Source organism: Streptomyces acidicola (genome assembly GCF_009377235.1).
Taxonomy (GTDB): domain Bacteria; phylum Actinomycetota; class Actinomycetes; order Streptomycetales; family Streptomycetaceae; genus Streptomyces; species Streptomyces acidicola.
Map to the genome: position 1 here is coordinate 1 of NZ_VMNX01000149.1, position 23010 is coordinate 23010.

Annotated in this window: 19 protein-coding genes, 3 tRNA genes and 2 pseudogenes; 11 read left to right on the forward strand and 13 right to left on the reverse strand. The window is 70.2% G+C overall.

Annotation, left to right across the window (positions count from 1 at the left end; all coding sequences use genetic code 11):
• Positions 1-105 precede the first annotated feature (105 nt).
• The 5 genes from FPZ41_RS30555 to FPZ41_RS30575 all read right to left on the reverse strand — a co-directional run bounded on the left by FPZ41_RS30555 (position 106) and on the right by FPZ41_RS30575 (position 3346).
• Complete coding sequence (locus tag FPZ41_RS30555) at positions 106-903, reverse strand: maleylpyruvate isomerase family mycothiol-dependent enzyme (RefSeq protein WP_152866884.1); 798 nt, start codon at positions 901-903, stop codon at positions 106-108.
• Positions 904-908: 5 nt separating this feature from the next.
• Positions 909-1802, reverse strand: coding sequence for a M23 family metallopeptidase (locus FPZ41_RS30560; RefSeq protein WP_152866885.1), 894 nt, complete (start codon positions 1800-1802; stop codon positions 909-911).
• Positions 1803-1838: 36 nt separating this feature from the next.
• The gene (locus tag FPZ41_RS30565) at positions 1839-2339 is read right to left on the reverse strand and encodes an ArsR/SmtB family transcription factor (RefSeq protein ID WP_152866886.1); all 501 of its coding nucleotides are present in this window, start codon (positions 2337-2339) and stop codon (positions 1839-1841) included.
• A gap of 330 nt (positions 2340-2669) precedes the next feature.
• Entirely contained in the window at positions 2670-2900 is a 231-nt protein-coding gene (locus tag FPZ41_RS30570; protein WP_152866887.1) for a DUF397 domain-containing protein, read from the reverse strand.
• Positions 2897-3346 (reverse strand): DUF5753 domain-containing protein, encoded by a 450-nt coding sequence (locus FPZ41_RS30575; RefSeq protein ID WP_194236263.1) that lies wholly within the window; start codon positions 3344-3346, stop codon positions 2897-2899. The genes FPZ41_RS30570 and FPZ41_RS30575 overlap by 4 nt, the downstream gene beginning before the upstream one ends.
• 249 nt (positions 3347-3595) lie before the next feature.
• Here FPZ41_RS30575 and FPZ41_RS30580 point away from each other — a divergent pair.
• A pseudogene (locus FPZ41_RS30580) lies at positions 3596-4126 on the forward strand (Uma2 family endonuclease); the annotation flags it as partial.
• Between the two features lie 295 nt (positions 4127-4421).
• Positions 4422-4631 (forward strand): hypothetical protein, encoded by a 210-nt coding sequence (locus tag FPZ41_RS30585; RefSeq protein ID WP_228023077.1) that lies wholly within the window; start codon positions 4422-4424, stop codon positions 4629-4631.
• A gap of 69 nt (positions 4632-4700) precedes the next feature.
• Here the strand turns inward: FPZ41_RS30585 and purL are convergent, their stop codons facing one another.
• Genes purL through purS form a run of 3 tightly spaced genes read right to left on the reverse strand, consistent with a single transcriptional unit; the run spans position 4701 to position 7899 of the window.
• Complete coding sequence (gene purL / locus FPZ41_RS30590; RefSeq protein ID WP_152866888.1) at positions 4701-6959, reverse strand: phosphoribosylformylglycinamidine synthase subunit PurL; 2259 nt, start codon at positions 6957-6959, stop codon at positions 4701-4703.
• The gene (gene purQ / locus FPZ41_RS30595) at positions 6956-7636 is read right to left on the reverse strand and encodes a phosphoribosylformylglycinamidine synthase subunit PurQ (RefSeq protein ID WP_131567354.1); all 681 of its coding nucleotides are present in this window, start codon (positions 7634-7636) and stop codon (positions 6956-6958) included. The genes purL and purQ overlap by 4 nt, the downstream gene beginning before the upstream one ends.
• On the reverse strand, positions 7633-7899 hold the full coding sequence (gene purS / locus FPZ41_RS30600; RefSeq protein ID WP_131567352.1) for a phosphoribosylformylglycinamidine synthase subunit PurS: 267 nt from the start codon (positions 7897-7899) through the stop codon (positions 7633-7635). Before purS ends, purQ begins: the two co-directional genes overlap by 4 nt.
• Positions 7900-8263: 364 nt before the next feature.
• Here purS and FPZ41_RS30605 point away from each other — a divergent pair, with 364 nt between their 5' ends.
• From FPZ41_RS30605 to FPZ41_RS30640, 8 genes are all read left to right on the forward strand, one after another.
• Positions 8264-8581 (forward strand): histone-like nucleoid-structuring protein Lsr2, encoded by a 318-nt coding sequence (locus tag FPZ41_RS30605; RefSeq protein WP_131567350.1) that lies wholly within the window; start codon positions 8264-8266, stop codon positions 8579-8581.
• Positions 8582-8762: 181 nt separating this feature from the next.
• A tRNA-Gly gene (locus tag FPZ41_RS30610) sits at positions 8763-8834 on the forward strand.
• Between the two features lie 80 nt (positions 8835-8914).
• Positions 8915-8990 (forward strand) — tRNA-Gly (locus FPZ41_RS30615).
• Between the two features lie 188 nt (positions 8991-9178).
• Positions 9179-10174 (forward strand): ABC transporter ATP-binding protein, encoded by a 996-nt coding sequence (locus tag FPZ41_RS30620; RefSeq protein WP_152866889.1) that lies wholly within the window; start codon positions 9179-9181, stop codon positions 10172-10174.
• The gene (locus FPZ41_RS30625; RefSeq protein WP_152866890.1) at positions 10171-10977 is read left to right on the forward strand and encodes an ABC transporter permease; all 807 of its coding nucleotides are present in this window, start codon (positions 10171-10173) and stop codon (positions 10975-10977) included. The genes FPZ41_RS30620 and FPZ41_RS30625 overlap by 4 nt, the downstream gene beginning before the upstream one ends.
• 29 nt (positions 10978-11006) lie before the next feature.
• Entirely contained in the window at positions 11007-12299 is a 1293-nt protein-coding gene (locus FPZ41_RS30630; protein WP_152866897.1) for a sensor histidine kinase, read from the forward strand.
• Positions 12296-12904 (forward strand): response regulator transcription factor, encoded by a 609-nt coding sequence (locus tag FPZ41_RS30635; RefSeq protein ID WP_322620927.1) that lies wholly within the window; start codon positions 12296-12298, stop codon positions 12902-12904. Before FPZ41_RS30630 ends, FPZ41_RS30635 begins: the two co-directional genes overlap by 4 nt.
• A 23-nt stretch (positions 12905-12927) precedes the next feature.
• Positions 12928-13003 (forward strand) — tRNA-Gly (locus FPZ41_RS30640).
• Positions 13004-13065: 62 nt separating this feature from the next.
• Here the strand turns inward: FPZ41_RS30640 and FPZ41_RS30645 are convergent.
• From FPZ41_RS30645 to FPZ41_RS30665, 5 genes are all read right to left on the reverse strand, one after another.
• The gene (locus tag FPZ41_RS30645; RefSeq protein WP_322620928.1) at positions 13066-13965 is read right to left on the reverse strand and encodes a phosphoribosylaminoimidazolesuccinocarboxamide synthase; all 900 of its coding nucleotides are present in this window, start codon (positions 13963-13965) and stop codon (positions 13066-13068) included.
• A gap of 215 nt (positions 13966-14180) precedes the next feature.
• Positions 14181-15752 carry a N,N-dimethylformamidase beta subunit family domain-containing protein gene (locus FPZ41_RS30650; RefSeq protein ID WP_152866892.1) on the reverse strand — a complete coding sequence of 524 codons (1572 nt, stop codon included), beginning with the start codon at positions 15750-15752 and terminating at the stop codon, positions 14181-14183.
• Positions 15753-16139: 387 nt separating this feature from the next.
• The gene (locus FPZ41_RS30655) at positions 16140-18383 is read right to left on the reverse strand and encodes a hypothetical protein (RefSeq protein ID WP_152866898.1); all 2244 of its coding nucleotides are present in this window, start codon (positions 18381-18383) and stop codon (positions 16140-16142) included.
• Between the two features lie 349 nt (positions 18384-18732).
• Positions 18733-19998, reverse strand: coding sequence for a phosphoribosylamine--glycine ligase (gene purD / locus FPZ41_RS30660; protein WP_322620929.1), 1266 nt, complete (start codon positions 19996-19998; stop codon positions 18733-18735).
• Between the two features lie 210 nt (positions 19999-20208).
• Positions 20209-22677, reverse strand: coding sequence for a DNA polymerase III subunit gamma and tau (locus FPZ41_RS30665; RefSeq protein ID WP_322620930.1), 2469 nt, complete (start codon positions 22675-22677; stop codon positions 20209-20211).
• 141 nt (positions 22678-22818) lie between these two features.
• On the opposite strand from FPZ41_RS30665, the pseudogene FPZ41_RS48765 reads away from it, so the two are divergent.
• Positions 22819-23010: pseudogene (locus tag FPZ41_RS48765) on the forward strand (hypothetical protein); the annotation flags it as partial.

Consider the following 23010-nt stretch of genomic DNA (forward strand, 5'->3'; position numbering starts at 1 on the left):
GGGTGGGCGAGCGGTTCCCCTTGTTTTCGGACAGTCTCAGGTTTCATTCCGGACAGGTCTCGGCGCATGAGTCCGGACACGTAACAGCGCGTGTCCGGACGGGTCTCAGTGCATGAGGGGCAGCAGTCCGCCGAGATCGGCGCGCTCTCCGCTCGCCCTGACGCGCGCCTCCCGTACGGCGTCCTGCCACTCCTCGCGTCCCGTCGCGAGCCGGACCCAGGTCAGCGGGTCGGTCTCGACGACGTTGGGCGGCGTGCCGCGCGTGTGCCGCGGGCCCTCGACGCACTGCACGACGGCGTACGGCGGGACGCGTACCTCGGTCGAACCGCCGGGCGCCTTCACGGCGAGCGCGTCGGCGAGCAGCCGGGTGCAGGCGGCAAGGGCCTGACGGTCGTACGGGACGTCCAGGCCGGGCACGGCCGCGTTCAGGTCGTCGGTGTGGACGACGAGTTCGACGGTGCGGGTGACCAGGTAGTCCGCCAGGTTCATGGCACCGGGGCGGGTGGCGAGCAGCCGTTCGCCCGGGGTGGCGGCCAACCGCTCGGCCAAACGCTGCTCGGTGCGGGCGTACAGCACATCGAGGTCCGGGTTCTCGCGGGTGAAGACGCGGGTGCGGTCGATGTTGGCGTCGGCGAACGCGGCGGTCGCAGGCGGCCACGCCGGCAAGGAGAGCTCCGCCTTCGCGGGCGGCTCCTGGTCGATGGCCCGGCTCACGGACTCGGTGCCCATCGCGATGTGCGCGACGAGCTCCCGTACCGTCCAGTCCCCGAGGCGCGTGGGCCGGTCCAGCCGATCGGCGCTCAGGGCACCTACGGAATTCCGTACGTGCCCGAACTGGGCGAACACCGCCGTGCGGATCTTGGCGGGGTCGTAGGAGCGTGGGCGTTTCCTGGCCGGGGGCATGGACGTCAGCCTATGTGGGGAGCCGGGGTCGCTGACGCCTTCTCGGACACCTCGGTGAGGGCTTCGGACACCCCTGTGGGAGCTTCGAACACCTCGCCGTTGCGCGGTACGCCGATCCCGTGCCACTCGAAGGGAATGCCTCGCGCAGTGTCCGGGTCCGGGCCGTCCATCAGCTGGAAGTGCAGGTGCGGCTCGGTCGAGTTGCCCGAGTTCCCGCAGCGGGCGAGCAGCTGTCCGGCACGTACCCGGTCGCCCTCGCGGACGGCGAGCGAGCCGCGCTGCACGTGGGCGTACGCCGCGTACGTACCGTCGCCCAGGTCCAGCACCAGGTGGTTGCCCAGAATCCGGCCGACCCCTGAGATCTCGCGCACCGACGCCTCGGCGAGCATCAGGTACAGCAGCGCGGGCAGCGACGTACGGCTGAGGTGGTCGCGGTGGCGGTCGGTGGCTCGTACGACCGTGCCGTCGGCCACCGCGAGGAGCGGGGCGCCGAAGGCCGGGAAGTCCTGGTTGCGACGGGCGAGTGGCCACAGCCAGCGGAAGGACGGGCGGGCGCCCGGCTCGGATTCGGCGACGATGTCGATGGCGAACGTCTGGCCGTAGGCGTGCGTGCCGTGGCTGGGGGTGCGGTTCGCCGGGCTGTTCAGCGCGGACCAGCGGCCGGTCACCGGCGGGGCGACCGCGACGGGCGCATGGGCCGCCGGCCTGCGGTCGGGGGTGCCTCCCCACCGGTTCATCACGATGACGACAACAGTGGCCAGGGCCGGTGGCAACGCGTACCACCACCAGCGGTGGCCTAAGCGATCGCCCACGTCGAACGAGATATCGGCTGCGATCAGCACGAGGGGAGCCAGCAGCAGAAAACGGAAGGTCAACATGGCGAGTTTACGAACTGACATTGGTTTCCTCTGTTCCCGTTTGGTGTCTTGTCCCGGTCAGTTCCTGGCCGTGGTCAGCGCCACCAGCAGCGGCACCACCCGGACCGGTGGCACCTCGTAGCGGCCGCGTGTGGTCGTGTGCAGCCAGCCCGCGGCGGAGAGCTGGCGCAGGTGGTGGTAGATCTGGCCGGTCGTGCCGACCTCGTCCAGCTCGGCGAGTTCGGCGGCGGTGCGCCGGCCGCCGAGGATCTCGCGGAGCAGACGCAGCCGGACCGGGTGGCCGAGGGCCGCGAAGGGCTCGGCGGCCCGGGTCCAGTCGTCCTCCATCAGGTCGTCGGTCAGCGCACCGTACTGCCACTCGTACCGCTCCCCCGTCGGCAGCCGCACGGCCCCGGTGAACAGGACGCCTCCGTCGGTCGCGCCCAGCTCGGCCAGCCGCTCCTTCAGCCCGTTCAGGGCCCAGAAGTCACTCGCGTCCGGCTGGGGTGCCGTGCGGTGGGTGTTCTCCAGTGCCGCCAGCCGACGCTCCAGGTCGGCGACGCGTTGTTCGAGCTCCATTCTCAGAGATTACGAAACTACGTAATTACGTGCAAGGAGTTTTCGAGCCACGGACACACCAGCGAAGCCCCGCCCGACATCGGCGGCCACGTCCACGGGCGTGGTGTACGGCGACTGTGGGCAGGCAGTCGCATCCGCAGCTGCAACACATTCCCTGGATGTGTTGCAGTTCAGCCGGTACCCCACGTCCGTGGACTCGGCCGCGTCGGCGGCGGTGAAGGTCGTCATGCTCGCCGAGGAAGGATTGGCAGCTTCAGGCCAGCGCCGACAGCCGTGACCAGGCTCTCCTGAGGTCGCGAGTGGCCTGAATCCGCCAATCGTCCATCGTCCTTACCTGATGGCGGCTGACGCCTTCACCTGGTCGACGAAGGCGGTGAAGGACTCCGGCGGGAGGGTCAGGGCGGGGCCGTCGGGGACTTTGGAGTCGCGGACGGCGACCAGGGTGTGAGTGGGGATGAGGTTGGCTATCTCGACGCAGCTGGCGCCTTGGTCACTGCTGTACGAGGACTTGAACCAGGCGGCTTCTGCAACCAGTTCAAGCGCATTGGGGTGGGTGCTCATGACTGCTCCAACTCTCCTGCGACTCGTTCCAGGAAATGCGGTGTGTCCCGGGGCGCGGGTGCTCCAGCCCGCATGGCGTCGAACCTGCGCACGTACTTCCAGATCTCGGTGTCCTTGTCCGTGACGTTCGCTCCCTCCGGAGTGTCGATGCTCACCACCGTCGGTAGCGGCCGTTCGAACTCCATGAGGATGAAGTTCCCGCTGGCCCGATGGACGGGCACGCCCCTCGGCAGGATCTGCACGGTCACATGATCCAGCGCGGCCAGCTCCGCCAGGTGCTTGTACTGCTCCCGCATGACGCCCGCGCTGCCGAAAACCCGCCGGAGAGTCGCCTCTTTTTGGATCGCGTGGATCTCGACCGGCCGGGCGCCGCGTGTGATGGCCTCCTTGCGCCGCATCCGGATCTCGATGTTGCGCTCGACGAACTCGGTGTTCCGCTCGTCCACCGGCTGAGTTGTGATGCCCCTGCTCCGCCGGCTCTCCCACTGGTTCCGGCGCCGCTCGCGTTACTCGGGCAGGACGGGACCGGCCCGTACGTCATCCACGGAATCGAGGTGGCGTGAGTCATGGCGGAGGGGAACACCGCGGGCGAAGCGTGTTGCGACATCTGCGGCATCGGACGCGCCCCGTTCCTGCGCCACGGCACCCTCGACCGCACAGGTCGGATGTGCGCGGGCTGCCTGCGCCGGACCAGGATCTGCGCCCGCTGCCAGCAGCCCGGGAGACTCCGCTCGTGCCCCTGCGCTGGGTCGACCAGGGCACCGGGCCGGGCTGGACCGAGTACGCGTGCCTGGCCTGCGCCGATCAGAAGACCACGGGGCAGACGCTGTATGCAGGCGAGGCCCGACCTGGACCTGTACCAGGGCCGAGGGCTCCGGGTCGAGGCGTATCGAGAAGGCAGGGCGAAACCGGATGCGGTGCTGGCGCCCGAGGCCCACTTCGCGGGACACGGCGAGTGGGCCGACCCGGACGGGGCACTCATGGTCGTCGAGGTCACCTCGTACGACTCGGACACCGACCGACGGGACCGGCAAGAGGAGCCCGCCGCATACGGCCAGTCCGGAATTCCCTTGTATCTCCTGATCGACCGGGATTCCTGCACGGTCACGGTGCACAGCACCCCGGACCGGCAGGTCGGTGGCTACCGCGACATCCACACCGCGAAGTTCGGTGAGACGGTCGTCCTCCCCGACCCGATCGGCATCGAGCTCGAAACGGAGATCCTCGCACTACGTCCGGTGAGCCGAGGAGCCGCCCACCAACGCGGGCAGCGACGTACGGCCGCACCGCTCCTCCAAGGAGTCGAGTCGGGCGGCCCGTGGCCGTCCGTCACCTGTGGTGACTCCGTGACATCGGGCCTCCACTTCAGGGCGTGCTGTGCGCAGAGGGTGAAGGGTGAGGCGTTTGTTCAACCGCGCCCCGCGCGAGCGTGCAATCTGGCGCACGGCGGGGCCCACCAAGGGTTCCCGCCGCAGTGCGCCATGCATTGCGACCAACTACTAGAGAAGGACGCTCATCATCGTGAGCAACACCTCCCGCATCGAGACCCGTGAGATAGCCGACGCCGAGCTCGACAACGTCGCGGGTGGCCTCTCCGTCAGCGGCTCTCTTGACGGCCTGACCGCCAACTTCGCCCCGGGCCCCAACGGCCTGCCCGTCCTGACCAGCGGCTCCATCGACTCCGTCAGCCTCACGGTCTCGGACATCCCCCTGGGCCCGATCCAGGCCTGAGACGCAGCACGTCGGCCTTCAAGTCCTGGTTGTGGTCTTGAAGGCCGACGTCGTCGTAGACAAAGGGAGTTACGCCAGCAGCGCCGGAATCGTCCCCTCGTGGGCCGTGCGCAGCTCGTCCAGGCTCAGCGCGAACTCGCCCTGGACCTCCACGGAGTCACCGTCGACGACACCGATGCGGGTGACCGGCAGGCCACGCGCGCCGCACATGTCGTTGAAGCGGACCTCCTCGGAGCGCGGTACGGCGACGACCGCGCGCCCCGCCGACTCGGAGAGCAGGAAGGTGAAGGCGTCGAGCCCGTCCGGTACGACCAGCCGGGCGCCCTTGCCGCCGAGCAGGGCCGACTCGACCACGGCCTGGATCAGACCGCCGTCGGACAGGTCGTGCGCGGAGTCGATCATGCCGTCGCGGGAGGCGGAGATCAGGATCTCGGCGAGCAGACGCTCACGCTCCAGGTCCACCTGCGGCGGAAGCCCGCCCAGGTGGTCGTGGATCACCTGGGACCAGGCCGAACCGCCGAACTCCTCATGGGTGTCGCCGAGGAGGTAGAGCAGCTGCCCCTCCTCCTGGAAGGCGACGGGCGTACGCCGGGCCACGTCGTCGATGACACCCAGGACGGCCACGACCGGGGTCGGGTGGATGGCGACCTCGCCCGTCTGGTTGTACAGGGACACGTTGCCGCCGGTCACCGGCGTGCCCAGCTGCTGGCAGGCGTCGGCGAGACCACGCACGGCCTCCGCGAACTGCCACATCACCGCCGGGTCCTCGGGCGAGCCGAAGTTCAGGCAGTCGGAGACGGCGAGCGGCTTGGCGCCGGTGGTGGCGACGTTCCGGTACGCCTCCGCCAGCGCGAGCTGTGCGCCCGCGTACGGGTCGAGCTTCGCGTACCGGCCGTTGCCGTCGGTCGCGATGGCGACACCGAGCCCGGTCTCCTCGTCGACGCGGATCATCCCGGAGTCCTCGGGCTGGGCGAGGACCGTGTTGCCCTGCACGAAGTGGTCGTACTGGGAGGTGATCCAGGCCTTGGAGGCCTGGTTGGGGGACGCCACCAGCTTCAGGACCTGGTCCTTCAGCTCCTCGGACGTCTCGGGGCGCGGGAGCTTGTTCGCGTCGTCGGCCTGGAGCTCGTCCTGCCAGGACGGACGGGCGTACGGGCGCTCGTAGACCGGACCGTCGTGGGCGACCGTGCGCGGGTCGACGTCGACGATCTTGCCGCCGTGCCAGTAGATCTCCAGACGGTCGCCGTCCGTCACCTCACCGATGACGGTGGCGATGACGTCCCACTTCTCGCAGATCTCCAGGAAGCGGTCGACCTTGTCCGGCTCGACGACCGCGCACATCCGTTCCTGCGACTCGCTCATGAGGATTTCCTCGGGCGAGAGCGTGGAGTCGCGCAGGGGGACGTCGTCGAGCGTCACGCGCATGCCGCCCGAGCCGTTGGAGGCGAGCTCGGAGGTGGCGCAGGAGAGACCGGCCGCACCCAGGTCCTGGATGCCGACGACCAGCTTCTCCTTGAAGGCCTCCAGGGTGCACTCGATGAGGAGCTTCTCCTGGAAGGGGTCGCCGACCTGGACGGCCGGACGCTTGGAGGGCTTCGCGTCGTCGAAGGTCTCGGAGGCGAGGATGGACGCGCCGCCGATGCCGTCGCCACCGGTCCGGGCGCCGTACAGGATGACCTTGTTACCGGCGCCGGAGGCCTTCGCGAGGTGGATGTCCTCGTGCCGCATCACGCCGATGGCACCGGCGTTGACCAGCGGGTTGCCCTGGTAGCAGGAGTCGAAGACGACCTCGCCGCCGATGTTCGGCAGGCCCAGGCAGTTGCCGTAGCCGCCGATGCCGGCGACGACACCGGGCAGGACGCGCTTGGTGTCGGGGTGGTCGGCCGCGCCGAACCGCAGCGGGTCGACGACCGCCACCGGCCGGGCACCCATCGCGATGATGTCGCGGACGATGCCGCCGACGCCCGTGGCCGCGCCCTGGTAGGGCTCCACGTATGAGGGGTGGTTGTGCGACTCGACCTTGAAGGTGACCGCGTAGCCGTGACCGACGTCCACCACACCGGCGTTCTCACCGATGCCGACGAGCAGGGCGTCGGACTGGGGGGCCTTCTCGCCGAACTGGCGGAGGTGGACCTTGGAGGACTTGTACGAGCAGTGCTCGGACCACATGACCGAGTACATGGCGAGCTCGGCACCGGTGGGCCGGCGGCCAAGGATCTCGACGACCCGCTCGTACTCGTCCTTCTTCAGACCGAGTTCGGCCCAGGGCAGCTCGACGTCGGGGGTCGCGGTCGCGTGCTCGACCGTGTCCAGTGGCGTCCGGCTCATGCGCCCACCAGCTTCTTGAGGATCGAGGTGAAGAAGGGGAGGCCGTCGGTGCGGCCGGTGCCGACCAGCGGCTCGACGGCGTGCTCGGGGTGCGGCATCAGGCCGACGACGTTGCCGGCCTCGTTGGTGATGCCGGCGATGTCGTTGAGCGAGCCGTTCGGGTTGAAGTCCACGTAACGGAACGCGACCCGGCCCTCCGCCTCCAGCTTGTCCAGCGTGTACTGGTCGGCGACGTAACGGCCGTCCATGTTCTTCAGCGGGATGTGGATCTCCTGGCCCTCGCTGTAGTCGCTGGTCCAGGAGGTCGTGGCGTTCTCCACCCGCAGCTTCTGGTCGCGGCAGATGAAGTGCAGATGGTCGTTGCCGAGCATCGCGCCGGGCAGCAGGTGGGCCTCGGTGAGCACCTGGAAGCCGTTGCAGATGCCGAGCACCGGGAGGCCCGCCTTCGCCTGCTCGACGACGGTCTCCATCACCGGCGAGAAGCGGGAGATCGCTCCGGCGCGCAGATAGTCGCCGTACGAGAATCCGCCGGGCAGGACCACGGCGTCGACCTGCTTCAGGTCCTTGTCCTTGTGCCAGAGAGCAACCGGCTCGGCACCTGCCAGCCTGATCGCGCGCTGCGTGTCACGGTCGTCAAGACTGCCCGGGAAAGTGACGACCCCAATACGGGCGGTCACTTTCCTGCCTCCGCCTTCTCTTCCTCCACCTTCACGGTGAAGTCCTCGATCACGGTGTTGGCGAGGAAGGATTCCGCCAGTTCATGGATGCGGGCGAGCGCGGCGTCGTCCACCGGTCCGTCAACTTCCAGTTCGAAACGCTTTCCCTGACGTACGTCGGAGACACCCTCGAAACCGAGGCGCGGCAGCGCGCGCTGCACCGCCTGGCCCTGGGGGTCGAGGATCTCCGGCTTGAGCATGACGTCGACTACGACGCGTGCCACTGGCACTCCCGGTGTGTGGTGCTGAGCAGGTTCCTTCAGACTACCCGCACAAAATTTCTACGCGAGTAGATTGGTAGGAATCTACGTGAGCACCGTCACGATCCGGTATCGGGCGGCTCACTTGATGGAAAGTTCCGGGAAAGATCGGGGACACCTATTGCACGGCGGACACGCTGACAGTTTTAGTTGAGCTTCACATTGCAATGCTGGGCCCTGTACAAAGTAATTGGCAATAGTCGATACTTTGCCCAATAGCCCAATTACAGCCGGACAGTCGACATCTCGCCCGATCACCTCGATGGCGTACCAGCACGTCATGAAGGTGATCGCATCACCGAGGTGTCGCACGAAGGGACCGATATTCGTGGCGCAGCGTGTCGTAGTCACTCTCTTCGACGACATCGACGGCTCTGAAGCGGCGGAGACGATCGCCTTCGGACTCGACGGCAAGTCGTACGAGATCGACCTCAATCAAGCCAATGCCAAGAAACTGCGCAAGGCTCTGGCCCCCTACGTGGAGGCCGGCCGCAAGCGGTCGAGGTCCGGCAGGACGTACAAGCAGACCGACGTGGCCCCCGACCCGTCCGCGGTCCGCGCGTGGGCCCAGTCCCACAAGATGGACGTCCCCGCCCGCGGGAGGATCCCCAAGAAGGTCTACGAGGCGTTCGCGGCGGCGCACTGAGCGGGGCTGCGCCCCTTGGCGCCTGGCTCTGACTCTGGCCCCGGAGGCCCCGGGGCCCGGGGTGCGCCAACAGTCGGTCATCCGCTGTGAAGACAATCGACTTGCGCAGCACCCCTATTGATCAGCTAGAGTCTGGAGCACGCCGAGGGGCAAGGCCGAAAGGCCAGGCTCACGGGGTCACGCGGGTGTAGTTCAGTAGTAGAACATCCCCCTTCCAGGGGGAAGGCGCAGTGTGCAATTCCTGTCACCCGCTCTGCATCGCCGGTCCGACCACAGTTGTGGATCAGGTAGGCTGGTGCTCGCGCCGATCGGTGAGAGCCGGTCGGAAGCAATGCGGACGTAGCTCAGTTGGTAGAGCGCAACCTTGCCAAGGTTGAGGTCGCGAGTTCGAGCCTCGTCGTCCGCTCCAGGAACTAAGGCCTCGGTCATTTGACCGGGGCCTTTTTTCGTACGCCCTTGGTGGCATCGTCGTGGCCCCCTTCCGCACTCGTCATGGTCTCGTCGTGGCCTCGCTCGAAGTTCGCGACTGACATTTGTCATGTGGAGTGATGACAGGCCGCACTGCTGTCGGCGTCGAACTGCCGAGACGCTGAAGGCATGAACACGAACGGGCACAAGGACGTGATTGAGGTCACCGACCTGCGGCGCGTGTACGGGGGCGGTTTCGAGGCCGTGCGGGGGATCACATTCTCCGTGGACCGGGGCGAACTCTTCGCACTCCTGGGCACGAACGGCGCGGGCAAGACGTCGACGGTCGAGCTGTTGGAGGGACTGGCACCGCCGACCGCGGGTCGGGTGCGGGTCCTCGGGCACGATCCGTACGAGGAGCGGGCGGCTGTACGGCCGCACATCGGCGTGATGTTGCAGGAGGGCGGCTTTCCGTCCGAACTGACCGTCGCGGAGACGGTACGGATGTGGGCCGGCTGCACGAGCGGGGCGCGCCCCGTGGAGGAGGCCCTGGAGATCGTCGGCCTCGGGAAGCGGTCCGGGGTACGGGTCAAGCAGCTGTCCGGGGGTGAGAAGCGGCGCCTCGACCTGGCGCTGGCGCTCCTCGGCCGCCCCGAGGTCCTCTTCCTCGACGAGCCGACGACCGGGCTCGACGCGGAAGGGCGCCAGGGCACCTGGGAGTTGGTGCGCGAGCTGCGCGACGCGGGGACGACGGTCCTGCTCACCACGCACTATCTGGAGGAGGCGGAAGACCTGGCCGACCGCCTGGCGATCCTCCACGAGGGCCGTATCGCGGCGACCGGCACCCCGGAGGAGGTCACCGCGTCCCAGCCGTCCCGCATCGTCTTCGACCTGCCCGACGGCTACTTCCTTGGCGACCTGCCCCCACTGGCCGAACTGGGCGTGACCGACCACGAAGCGGTGGGCCGCACGGTCCGGCTCCGTACGCACGAACTCCAGCGCACCGCCACCCGGCTCCTGGTGTGGGCCGAGCGCGCCCGCGTCGAGCTGGGCGGCCTCGACATCCGGTCGGCCTCCCTGGAGGAGGCGTTCCTGCAGATAGCGCGTGAGGCTTCAGGTGCCACGAAGGCGGCCCCCGAAGGACCTCGGAGTGGCGCGACGGCCCGGAAGGGGGCAGCGGTATGAGTACGGTGACCAGTGCCCGGACGGGTGCTTCCGCGGGGACGACGACTTCTGTCGGGCGCGTGGCGGCCCTGGCGCGGGCCGAGTTGACCCTGCTGAGCCGGACGAAGGCGACGCTGGTGGCGGCGCTGTTCGTGCCGTTGGTGCTGCCGTTGACCACGCGGTCGGCCATCGACGACATGGACCTGGAGGGCGCCGGACTCTCGGTGGGTTCCGTCCTGTTGCCCGCCTCCATCGGCTTCTCGCTGCTCTTCGCGGTCTACAGTTCCCTGGTGAGCGTGTACGCGGCCCGGCGCGAGGAACTCGTGCTCAAGCGGCTGCGCACCGGCGAGTTGCGGGACCTGGAGATCCTCGCGGGCGCCGCGCTGCCGTCGGTCGTGATCGGCCTCGTCCAGTGTGTGGTCCTGGTGCTCGCCTGTACCGCGCTTCTGGACGTCGGGGCGCCCGAGGCACCTCATCTCGCCGTCCTGGGGCTGCTGTTGGGGCTCGTCATGTGGCCCGCGCTCGCGGCCCTCGTGGCGAGCTTCAGCAAGAGCGTGGAGGGCGCCCAGGTCGCCGCCATGCCGCTGCTGCTGGTCTCGATGCTCGCCTCGGGCACGATCGCCCCGCTGGAGGTCATGCCCGACCGTCTGGCCGCGGTGTGCGAACTGCTGCCGCTGACACCGGTGATCACCCTGCTGCGGGGCGGCTGGACCGGCAATCTGTCCGGGTACGACACCCTGGGTGCCGTCGCCACGGCGGTGGCCTGGACCGTGCTCGCGGTGTTTGCTGTACAGCGGTGGTTCCGCTGGGAACCGCGGCGCTGACGTACGGGGAGCAGGGGGACGAGCAGGGGATGCGCATGCCCAGGGGATGGTGGCGGAGCAAGAGCACGCCGGCGAAGATCGAGCTGTACACACGGTGGTCGTACCACTTCTTCGCGGTGTTCGAGATCGTGCTGTTCGGCCTCCCGGTGCTCGCGCGGGTGCCGCTGCGGTTCTCTGGATGGCTGTTCGCGGCACTCTGCGGGCACGCCCTGCTCACCACGGCAACCGCCTCGCGGGCGGTCGACTGGACCCGGGGCAGACGCGAGCAGCCCCTGCGGATCATGTGGACGCTCGGTGCGGTGACAGCGGTGTTCGCCGCGGCCACGTTGCTCGTCACCAAGGCCCAGCCCGCCGACTCGGACTACTTGGGCGCACTGGGCTCGTTGGCGACGGGCGCGATGGGAGTCGGCATCGGCACGGTCACTCTGGGCATGCGCAGAAAGCGGTGGATGGCCGCCCTGGTCGTGGGCTTCGCCGCGGGCTGCCTCACCCTGGCGCTGATGCTGCACGCCGCCCCGGACGACGCGGTGATGGCGGCGTTCGCGCTGATGCTCTTCCCCGGGTTCATGGTCTTCGCCGCCATCTTCTCCGTCTGGATCCTCAACGCCGTGTACGAGCTCGACGAGGCCCGGGAGACCCGCGCCCGGCTCGCCGTCGCCGAGGAGAGGCTGCGTTTCGGGCGCGACCTGCACGACGTGATCGGCCGGAACCTGGCCGTGATCGCGCTCAAGAGCGAACTGGCCGTCCAACTGGCGCGCCGGGAGCGTCCCGAGGCCGTGGAGCAGATGATCGAGGTGCAGCGGATCGCACAGGAGTCGCAGCGCGAGGTCCGGGACGTCGTACGCGGATACCGGGAGGCCGACCTGGGCGTCGAACTCACCGGCGCGCAAGGGGTGTTGAACGCGGCCGGGATCGCGTGCGAGGTGCGCGGGGAGACGGCCGGGCTGCCCACCGAGGTGCAGTCGGCGCTGGGCTGGGTCGTCCGGGAGGCGACCACGAACGTACTGAGGCACGGGGATGCCGGACGGTGCGAGGTGGGGATACGGGTGCTGGAGGGGCGCGTGGTGCTGACCGTGGAGAACGACGGGGCGGAGAGCGAGGAGACGGAGAACGAGGGGGCGGAGGACGTCGGGACGGAGAACGACGGGTCGCAGAACGGCGAGGCGTCCGACGGCCCGCCGGAGAGCCGCGGCTCGGGGCTGGCCGGGCTGCGGGAGCGGCTCGCCGCGGTGGACGGGACGCTGGAGGCCGGCCGGGTCCGCAAGGGCGTGTTCCGGGTGGTGGCCGAGGTGCCCTTGGCAGCGAACGAGGTCACGGCGTGAGTGTGCGGCTCCTGCTCGCCGACGACGAGCATCTGATCCGGGGCGCGCTGGCGGCACTGCTCGCGCTGGAGGACGACCTCGTGATCGTCGCCGAGGCGGCCAGCGGGCCCGAGGCACTGGCGATGGCCCGGGCGCACGCCCCCGATGTCGCCGTTCTGGATCTTCAGATGCCCGGCGCGGACGGTGTGAAGGTCGCCACATCCCTGCGCTCCGAACTGCCCGGCTGCCAGGTACTGATCGTGACCAGTCACGGCAGGCCGGGACATCTGAAGCGCGCGCTGGAGGCGGGGGTGCGCGGGTTCGTCCCGAAGACCGTCAGTGCGCAGCGGCTCGCGGAGATCATCCGCACGGTGCACGCCGGGAACCGTTACGTGGACCCGGAGTTGGCCGCCGACGCGATCTCCGCCGGCGACTCGCCGCTGACCACGCGGGAGGCCGAGGTGCTGGAGCTGGCCGCCGACGGGGCGCCCGTCGCGGAGATCGCCCAGCGGGCCGCGCTGTCACCGGGGACCGTACGCAACTATCTTTCGTCGGCCGCCACCAAACTCGGGGCCGAGAACCGTCATGCCGCGGTACGGCTCGCACGTGAGCGAGGTTGGGTATAGTTGCTCTCGCGCCTCGGCGCAGTGCGGACGTAGCTCAGTTGGTAGAGCGCAACCTTGCCAAGGTTGAGGTCGCGAGTTCGAGCCTCGTCGTCCGCTCCAGGAAGTCTCCAGAACGCAAGGCCCCGGTCACCTCGACCGGGGCCTTCGTCGTGCGGGTGCGGTCAGCTCCAGCTCGTGCCCGTCAGTCGCTCGTACGCCTCCACGTACTTCGCGCGGCTCGCGGCGACGATCTCCTCCGGCAGGGGCGGCGGGGGCTGCTCGCCCTTGCGGTCCCAGCCGGAGGCCGGGGAGGTGAGCCAGTCCCGTACGAACTGCTTGTCGAAGGACGACTGCGCGCGGCCCGGCTGCCACTGGTCGGCGGGCCAGAAACGGGAGGAGTCGGGGGTGAGGACCTCGTCGGCGATGACGAGGGTGTCTCCCTCGAAGCCGAACTCGAACTTCGTGTCCGCGAGGATGATGCCGCGGTCCCGGGCGATGTCGCGTGCCCGGGCGTAGACGGCGAGGGTCGCCTGGCGCAGCTGGGAGGCGGTGTCGGCGCCCACCTGGCGGGCGACCTCCTCGTACGAGACGTTCTCGTCGTGCTCGCCGACCGCGGCCTTGGTGGCGGGGGTGAAGATCGGAGCGGGCAGTTCCGAACCGTCGACGAGGCCTTCGGGGAGGGCGAGGCCGCAGACGGTACGGGTCTCGTTGTACTCGGCGAGGCCCGAGCCCGTGAGGTAGCCGCGGGCCACGCACTCCACCGGAACCATCCGCAGGGACTTGCAGACCAGGGTGCGGCCCTCCCACTCGGCGGGGGCACCCGGCGGGAGATCGCTGCTCAGGACGTGGTGGGGGACCAGGTCCGCGATCTGGTCGAACCACCACAGCGAGAGCTGGGTGAGGATGCGGCCCTTGTCCGGGATCTCGGTCGGCAGCACCCAGTCGTAGGTGGACGTACGGTCGCTGGCGACCATCACGAGGTCGCCGGCCGCGTTCCGGTACAGCTCGCGCACCTTGCCGGTGTGCAGATGCACCAGGCCCGGCACCTGGATGGGTTCGGGCTTTTCTACGAATCCGGGCACGGTTCCTCCGCGTGGTGATGTCCAAGTGGCTCGATTCTCCCGTATGCGGGGGATCGGTCCAGCTGTGGGTCTGCCCGGAAGGGGGCATTCCCTCATTCGCGCTCGCGGGTCAGAGGCCGTTTCCCGCTCGCAGTGGCCGTCCTTGCTTGCAGAGGCCATCCCTGCTGGCAGATCAGAGGTCGTTCCCGTTTACAGAGGATTCCCGTTTACAGAGGTCATTCTCGTTTGCAGATGCGATCCAGGAGGTTGGCCGTGGCTCGCTGGATACGGGTGTCGACATGACCGGGGCGGTCGAGGGCCGGGGACCAGGCGAACGTTCCGGACGCGAAGACCCAGGCGCCGGAGGGAGCCCGGTAGAGGGAGGTCTCCTGGTGGCGGATGACCCCCTCGCTGTCCCGGTACGGGGAGTGCGCGAGAAGGATGCGGCCCTGGTGCTCGGGGAGCGGGGCGCGCGGGAAGTAACGGTCGGCCTCGCCCGCGACCATGCCCTCCAGCTCGTCGCCCTCCTGCGTGCCGGTCGCCTCCCACAGCCAGTGGTCCGCGTTGCGAACGACCAGCGGGTGGGCGTCGGGCACCCTGCCCGCGTACTGGATACCGACCACTTCCTGCTCAGGGCGGTCGATTTCGCGCCACAGTACGGGCTTGCCCGGTCCTTGTCGTTTACGGCAGGTCAGCAACCGGTCGGGGACGCCGGACGGGGACGGGGCCAACTCCACCTGCCAGTACATGGTGTTGGCGGAGAGGAAGACGAGGGAGGTGCCCTGGTCACGGGCGAGTTCCGCGGTGCGGCGCATGGCCTGCGACCAGTACTCGTCGTGTCCGGGGAAGACCAGGCCGCGGTAACGGGTGGGGTCGATGCGGCCGGCGTGCAGGTCGCGGGCGTCGGCATAGGCGAGGTCGTAGCCGTAGCGCTCGGCCCAGCGGATGAAGTCGTAGGCGTGGCCGACGTGGAGGGGGAGGCCCGCGCCCGCGTACGGGCGGTCGAAGGAGATCGTGGTCGCGGCATCCGCCTCGCCGAGGAGACGGCCGTCCTCGTCCCAGGCGTGGTAGAGACTGGCGCCGGTGCGGCCGTCCTCCGGGTAGAGGTTGTACGCCTGCCAGGTGACGTCCGGCAGGACGAGGAGCAGGTCGGCCGGGTGGCTGTCGCGGATGGTGAACGGGACGTGGGACCGGTAGCCGTCGACGGTGGTGAGGACGGCCACGTACGCGCCGATCTTCCAGTAGCTCGGGATCTGCAGACGCCAGGAGAGCCACCAGTGGTGGCAGGAGACCGTGCGGTCGGCCGTGAGCGGCGGGGGCTGGACGATGCCGGAGAGTCGGGGGCTGGTGGTGATCTTGCTGGCGCCCTCACCTCCGTAGTGCCCGATCCGGTAGATGTCGACGCTGAACTCCTGGGGCGGGTCCACCGTGATGTGGAAGTCGATCGACTCACCGGGGACCGCGGCGCCGGTCTTCGTGAAGCCCTTGATCTGGAGGTTCACGTCGTCGGCGGCGCGGGGGCCGTTGATGTGGGGGCGCTCGACCCGGGGGCCGGGAACCCGGGTGGTGCGGGTGCCATGGATGCCATGGGTATCGCGGGTGGCGCGGGTGCCGCGGGCCCCTTCGTATGCCGAGGGGCCGCCGGGCGCGGTGTCGTTCTGGTCGACGTACCAGGGGACGATCTGGCCGCTGTCGTCGAAGTACGTCTCGGTACCCCGGAGCCAGGGGACGGGACCCTGGCCAAAGGGGTCCGTCACGGCGTGTGCGAGTGCGCCCGACTCCCAGCGTCGGATCTTCTCGGACCCCATACGTGCTCCCCTCCCTCGTGCCCCCGTTGTCCTGCGTTGGTCGTTCGTGATGGCTGCCGTAGCGGCCGCTGTGGTGGCTGCGCTCGTGGCTGTGGTGCGTTGTGCGAGTGGTGACTCTGATGCTTGTGCGGCCGGTCGGACGGCTCGCGTGCTCCGAGTTCTCGCGGACGGGTTGCGGCTCGGGCGGCGGCTCGGCGGGCACCGATCCGTCACCGGTCCGTCCATCCGTCTATGCCCGTGCCATGTGCTCGAACGATCCCAGCACATCACATTAAGCACGTGCTCCGTCACCGTTTGTCGTGAATTGACGTGAACGGAACGTGGGGTTCCGCCCAAAGGTGGGGTTCCGCTTGCCGGTGGGTGCGGTGGGGCGCGTTGTACTCGCGCTCAGACGAGGCGGACCGGCTTCTCGGGGCGGACACCCAGATGCCGGAGCCAGTCCCGGAGGGGGGCCGGGTCACCGTCCTCGACGAGGGTCAGGACCCGGGGGGCGAGGTCGACGGCTCGCTTTCCGTTGATCAGCAGGGACGGGCCGTCCAGCCAGTCGAGCCCTGGTGCCGCACCGGCCGTGTCCATCGCGGCGCAGCACACCATCGCCGTGACGTGGTCGGTGAGGAGCTCGCGGCCCGTGCGTGGGGGCTGCAGGGGGAAGAACGGCGGCATGTCGTCCCACAGGACTCGGTCCGGTCCCTGCGGTTCCGCCGTGCCACCAGGGGCCGTCGTCGGGCCCGCCGACGCCTCCTCCCGAGCCACCTCGGCGCTCAGCCCGGCCGCCAGCGCGGCCGCCCGCTCGCTGCCCAGGCCCAGTTCGTCACCGAGGGCCGCGTCCGCCGACTCCGCGCCCCGGGGCACGACCGGGCGTGCATCGTCGTCCGCCGCCGACTCCTCGCCCGTGTTGCCGACGGGATTCGCAGTGGCGGCCTTCGTGGGGGCGGCCTCCACGGTGCTGGCCTTCGTGGTGTCGGGCGGCTCGGCGCCCGCGTCTGCGGTCTCCGGCCCACCGGCAGCGCCTCCCGCTGGTCTGCCTGCGTCCGCTCTCTCGCTCTCAACGGCCCGTCCGGCACCCGCGTCATCGTGAATGTCACCCGCCGCGTCCGCGTCCCCGACCGTCCCCTCGACGCCTTCTGCGCCCTCGGCACGCTCGGCTCCCTCGGCTCCCTCGGCTCCCTCGGCTCCCGCATGCTCACCCTCCCCCTCGGTGCAGCCGAACAGCCGCTCCCCCTCGCGACCGGCCTGGTTCTCGCCTTCGCCCCCAAGCGCCGTCCCCGGCCCAGCGCCCCGCACAGCCCCTCCCTGCACCGTCTGCCCCCGGACCGTCAGGTGGTCCAGTACCCGGGCCAGGGTCGGTCCGCCGGGTTCAGGCTCCCCCGTGTCCGCCGTATGCCGGACTCCGAAGGAGTCCAGGACCCGGTGGAGCCGGGCCGCGTCCGTGCGCCACTTCCGGTCGACGACCTCGTCCGGGTACTCACGCCAGTCCACCGGAGCCCAGTCGGGCCCGGACTCGGCGGGGCCGCCATGGAAGAGGCGGGCGGCGAGCAGGGACGCGGCCTCGTCGACCGCGCCGGGCTCCTCCAGGAGGTCGCAGGCCGGCCGCTCACCCAGCCGGGAGGCGAAGCCCTCGGCCAGTCGGTCGCGACGGGACAGCTCCGTGAGAGCCGCGACGACGCCCGCGTCGAGGCGGGACGGCCAGCGGCCCATCCGCCAGGCCGGCAGCGCCACCCGGGTGAGCAGCCGGTCCCAGCCCGCGTACGCGAGACCGACCTGCTCCTGGGCGACGATCCGCAGACCGTAGTCCACAGCCTGTGCACGCTCGGCCGCCGCAGCCGCCACGCCCCTTTCCATCTCGGCCGCGTGCCCTCGGCAACCCCGCAGCAGCAGCCGGGCCACCCAACCCGCACCGGCCAGCACCGTCCGGGCCAGAGGTCCATGTGTGGGTGCCGTCGTCACGGCCACGGCCGCGTCCAGCCCTCGTACGAAACGGCGGGCGGCCGCTATGTCCGGGTGGGCCGACGGCCCCGTACCCGCGATGACCGGGGCGAGGACCGCGCGCAGCTCCCCGACCCGCATCCACCACAGGAAGGGGGAACCGATCACGAGCACGGGTGCGGTGGGCTCGCCGCGTCGGCCGGGCGTCGTCGCACCGCTCCGTATGCCGCCGCTCATACCGCCGCTCGTGCCCGACAGACCTTCTCCTTCGCCCCTGCGCTCCGGGGACGGCGGCGGGCCGTGGGAGCGGTGGGTGCGGTCCTCCAGCCAGCTGTCGCAGTCCGGGGTGAGCGCTATCGCGGAGGGGGCCGGGACGTCGAGACGGTCGGCCAGGTCCCGCACCATGCGGTACAGGTCGGGGGCCGACTCCTCGGCGATCGGGACCGTGGGGCTCGTGGCGGGTCGGGCGCGGGCGACGACGAGCGCGATGCCCGTGGCACAGAGGAGCACGACGGCCGCCAGCACCGCCATGATCCAGCGCGTCACGGGCCAGACCCCGCCGGTGATGTGGCCGGTGGCCCCGCCGACGAACAACACGACGGCGACCGCCGCGGGCAACAGGGCGACGGCCAGCGCCCGGCTGCGGATACGCAGCACGGCGAGGGCCCGGGAACGCGCGGCCTGCGCGCCCAGCTCCACACCCATACCGGTCACGACCGGCCGTCACCCCCTCCCGTCCCGACTGTCCCGTACCCCGCACGACGCGCGCCGTGACGCTGTCCGTCACCGCGCGCGCCGCCGGATGGCCTGGTGTTGCTCATTCCCCCACTGTGGCACCCGCCACTGACATCGCAATGTCGGTGGGCCAAGTGCCGGACCGCTTGCGCCGCACCCTAGTTGGGGCCGTGCGCCCCGTCAGCCGGATGGGGCATCGGTCACTCGATGGAATGGCTCTGGGGAGAGGTGGATGACACTGAGCAAGCATGAGGCCCCGGATTCCCCAGGTGACACCAGGGGAAATCGGGGCCCACAAGCAGAGGGAGACCACCCAGGGTTACGAAGCTCCGTGGGCTCCGGCCGCCGCCTTCGCCGCGATGTCGGTCCGGTGTTGCGAACCGTCGAGCCGGATGCGCCCCAGCGCCGCGTACGCCCGCTCGCGCGCCTCGGCCAGATCCGCGCCGACCGCCGTGACGGACAGCACCCGACCGCCCGCGCTGACCACCTCGTCACCGTCGCGCTTGGTGCCGGCGTGCAGGACGTACGCCTGCGGGGCGTCCTGGGCCGCCACCTCGGCGAGCCCGGTGATGGGGTCGCCGGTGCGCGGGGTGCCGGGGTAGTTGTGCGAGGCCACGACCACGGTGACGGCCGCGTCGTCGCTCCAGCGGAGGGGTTCGAGGTCGGCGAGGGTGCCGTCCGCGGCCGCGCGCAGGATGCCGGCCAGCGGGGTCTTCAGCCGGGCCAGGACCACCTGGGTCTCGGGGTCGCCGAAGCGTGCGTTGAACTCGATGACCCGTACGCCGCGGGACGTGATCGCGAGACCGGCGTAGAGCAGTCCGGAGAACGGAGTCCCACGGCGCCGCATCTCGTCCACGGTCGGCTGGAGGACGGTCTGCAGGACTTCCTCGACCAGCTTCGGTTCGGCCCAGGGGAGCGGGGAGTACGCGCCCATGCCGCCGGTGTTCGGTCCCTCGTCGCCGTCCAGGGCTCGCTTGAAGTCCTGGGCGGGCTGGAGCGGGAGGACGGTCTCGCCGTCGGTGATCGCGAAGAGCGAGACCTCGGGGCCGTCGAGGTACTCCTCGATGACGACGCGTTCGCAGGCGTTCGCGTGCGCCGTGGCCTGCTCGATGTCGCTGGTGACGACGACGCCCTTGCCCGCGGCGAGACCGTCGTCCTTCACGACGTACGGAGCCCCGAACGCGTCGAGCGCCTCGTCGACCTGGGCCGGCGTCATACACACGTACGAGCGAGCCGTCGGCACACCGGCTTCCGCCATCACATCCTTGGCGAAGGCCTTGGAACCCTCCAGCTGAGCGGCCTCCCCGGAGGGGCCGAAGCAGGAGATGCCGGCCTCACGCACGGCGTCGGCGACGCCGGCGACGAGCGGAGCCTCCGGCCCCACGACGACCAGTTCGGCACCGAGGTCCGAGGCCAGCGCGGCCACGGCCTTGCCGTCGAGGGCGTCGACCTGGTGCAGCTCGGCCACCTCCGCGATGCCCGCGTTACCGGGGGCACAGTGCAGTGCGGTGACATCGGGGTCGAGGGACAGGGAACGGCACAGGGCGTGTTCGCGGGCGCCGCTACCGATGACGAGGACCTTCACGGGGTCAGCCTAACGGGCGCGGGAGTGGGTCCTTGTGGGGGATACCGGTGCTCGGGGTCGCACGGACGCACCCCACGCTTACGGGTGTCGCGGCTCGACAAGGGCCCCAAGAAGCCCCCAGGAGACCCAAGGAGCCCCTCACCGCCTCCACTCGTTTCGTTGGAGTACCGCTAGTACCGCTGGAGTGCGCCTCCCTGCCACTTACTCGTTTTACTCGTTGGTGAACTCCTCCACCACCGTCGCCCCCAGCTCCCGCACGATCAGATCGTGCCCGGAGAGGGCCGACTCATCGAGGTCGGGATCGTCCTCCTCGGGAATGTCGTCCTCGGGCGAGATGGGCGGGGGCTCCGGAGCGGGGGGCGGTGGCGTGGGCGCCGACCCAGTGGCCGGAGCCGGTCTCCCCTGACCTGCGGCTGACCCCGGCCCTCCCGGGGACGAGGGGCGCGATGCCGGCGCCGAGGAGGGGGGTGCAGGTGCAGAGGGACGCGTCGACGAGGCGGGGGCCCCGCCGTATCCACCACCACCGCCACCACCGGCGCCCGCTCCGCCGTGGGAGCCGTAACCACCCGGGCCGCCCGCTCCGCCGTAACCGCCCGGTCCGGCCGAACCGCCCCCACCGCCCGGCGCCGACGCCGAGCCTCCCGACGGGTCGACGACCGCCTCGATCTTCCATTGCACGTTGAACTGCTCGGCCAGTGCCTGCCGCAGTACGTCCTCGCTGCCGCTGCCCGCGAAGTTGTCCCGGGCCCCTGCGTTGACGAAACCGATCTGCAGGGTGGTGCCGTCGAAACCGGCCACCTGCGCGTTCTGGCTGAGCAGGATCCAGGTGAACCGGCGACGGTTCTTCACCGCCTCCAGAATGTTCGGCCAGAGCATACGGGGGTCGAGCCCTCCGCCGACGGGCGCGGAACCGGGGGGCAAGGACGCGGGCGGACCGGCGGCGGGACCGCCGGGGGATGCGGCCGCAGTGGACGCGGACGCGGGTCCGGGAGCCGCTGGTGGCCGCCCCCCTTGTCCTGGTCCTACCTGTCCCCCACCCGCAGGGGCCGCTGTCGGCCAGCCGCCGGGCCGACGGCCACTGCCCGCGGTGGCGGGGGTGGGCCAGGCTCCGGGAGCGGCGGGAGCGGACGGTTGCTCGGCGACGGGTGCGGGCCCCGGCGCCGCAGTAGGCACCCCCGCCCCAGTACCCACACCAGTACCCGTACCCATACCCGAGCCCGTATCGGACCCAGGAGGCGCAACAGGTGCGGCAGGTGCAGCACGCACAGCAGGTTCCACGGCAGCCGGCGGAGCTCCGGCAGGCCCACCCTGCTGCTGCCCCTGCCCCGCCCCGGGACCGACCCCTGCACCACCGGCACCCCCGGGCCCACCGGCCGACCGCACCGCGGCCCGAGCCGCTGCGGGCCCGCCCCCAGGCGGAACCGCAGGCTGCTGAACTCCGGCAGGCGCCCCCGCGTACCCATGAGCCTCAGGCCCTGGCACGTACCCCATGGCGGGCGCGGCCCCACCCCCGGAGAAGTTCACGCCACGCTCGAGCCGGTCCAGGCGGGCCATGACGGAACGCTCGTCGCCGTACGCCGCCGGCAGCATCACGCGCGCGCAGATCAGCTCAAGCTGCAAGCGGGGCGAATTGGCTCCCCGCATCTCCGTCAACCCCTCATTGACGAGATCAGCGGCCCGGCTCAGCTCGGCGGCACCGAAGACCCCGGCCTGGGCCTGCATCCGCTCCAGCACATCGGCAGGCGCGTCGATGAGCCCCTTCTCGGCCGCGTCCGGGACGGCGGCCAGGATCACCAGGTCCCGCAACCTCTCCAGCAGATCCGCAACGAACCGCCGCGGATCGTTCCCGCCCTCGATGATCCGGTCCACGACCTCGAAAGCGGCGGCCCCGTCCCCCGCCGCGAACGCCTCGACGACGGAGTCGAGCAAGGACCCGTCCGTGTACCCCAGCAGCGAGGTGGCCATGGCATACGTGACGCCGTCCTCCGCCGCCCCCGCCAGCAGCTGGTCCATGACGGACATGGAGTCACGCACGGACCCGGCCCCCGCCCTCACCACAAGGGGCAGCACCCCGTCCTCAACGGGGATCTTCTCCCTCCCGCACACATCGGCGAGGTAGTCCCGCAGGGTCCCCGGCGGCACGAGCCGGAACGGATAGTGATGCGTACGCGACCGAATCGTCCCGATGACCTTCTCGGGCTCGGTCGTCGCAAAGATGAACTTGAGATGCTCCGGCGGCTCCTCGACCACCTTGAGCAGCGCGTTGAAACCGGCCGACGTGACCATGTGGGCCTCGTCAATGATGTAGATCTTGTACCGACTGCCGGCCGGCCCGAAGAATGCCTTCTCCCGCAGCTCACGAGCGTCGTCCACACCACCATGGGAGGCGGCGTCGATCTCGATCACGTCGATCGACCCCGGCCCGTTCCGCGCGAGGTCCTGACACGACTGGCACTCACCGCAGGGCGTCGGCGTGGGCCCCTGTTCGCAGTTCAGACACCGGGCGAGAATCCGCGCGCTGGTCGTCTTCCCGCACCCACGCGGACCGCTGAACAGGTACGCGTGATTGACCCGGTTGTTCCGCAGCGCCTGCTGCAGCGGGTCAGTCACATGCTCCTGCCCGATGACCTCGGCGAACGACTCCGGGCGATAGCGGCGGTACAGCGCGAGAGACGACACGCATACGAGGTTATAGCCGCCCACTGACATCCCGGCCCGCCCAGGGGCCCACCCGGAACCCCACCCAGCTCAGCCGCCTCACCGACGCCCGCCGCCCCCGACCGGGCTCTTGCACGGGCCTTCCGACAACAGCGGTGAGCGGTGAGCAGAGACGCAGGGAGCGGAGACACAGGGACGGGGAAACACAAAGACCCCCCACGCACCCGCCTCGTCGCCCACCGGCTCGGCGTCGCCCTCATCCCGCGGCTCGCCCAGCTGACCCCTCACCTGCCCATCACCCGCGTCCGCTGCACCGGCAACCCGCACCGCACACTGCTCACCTGCACGCGTGGC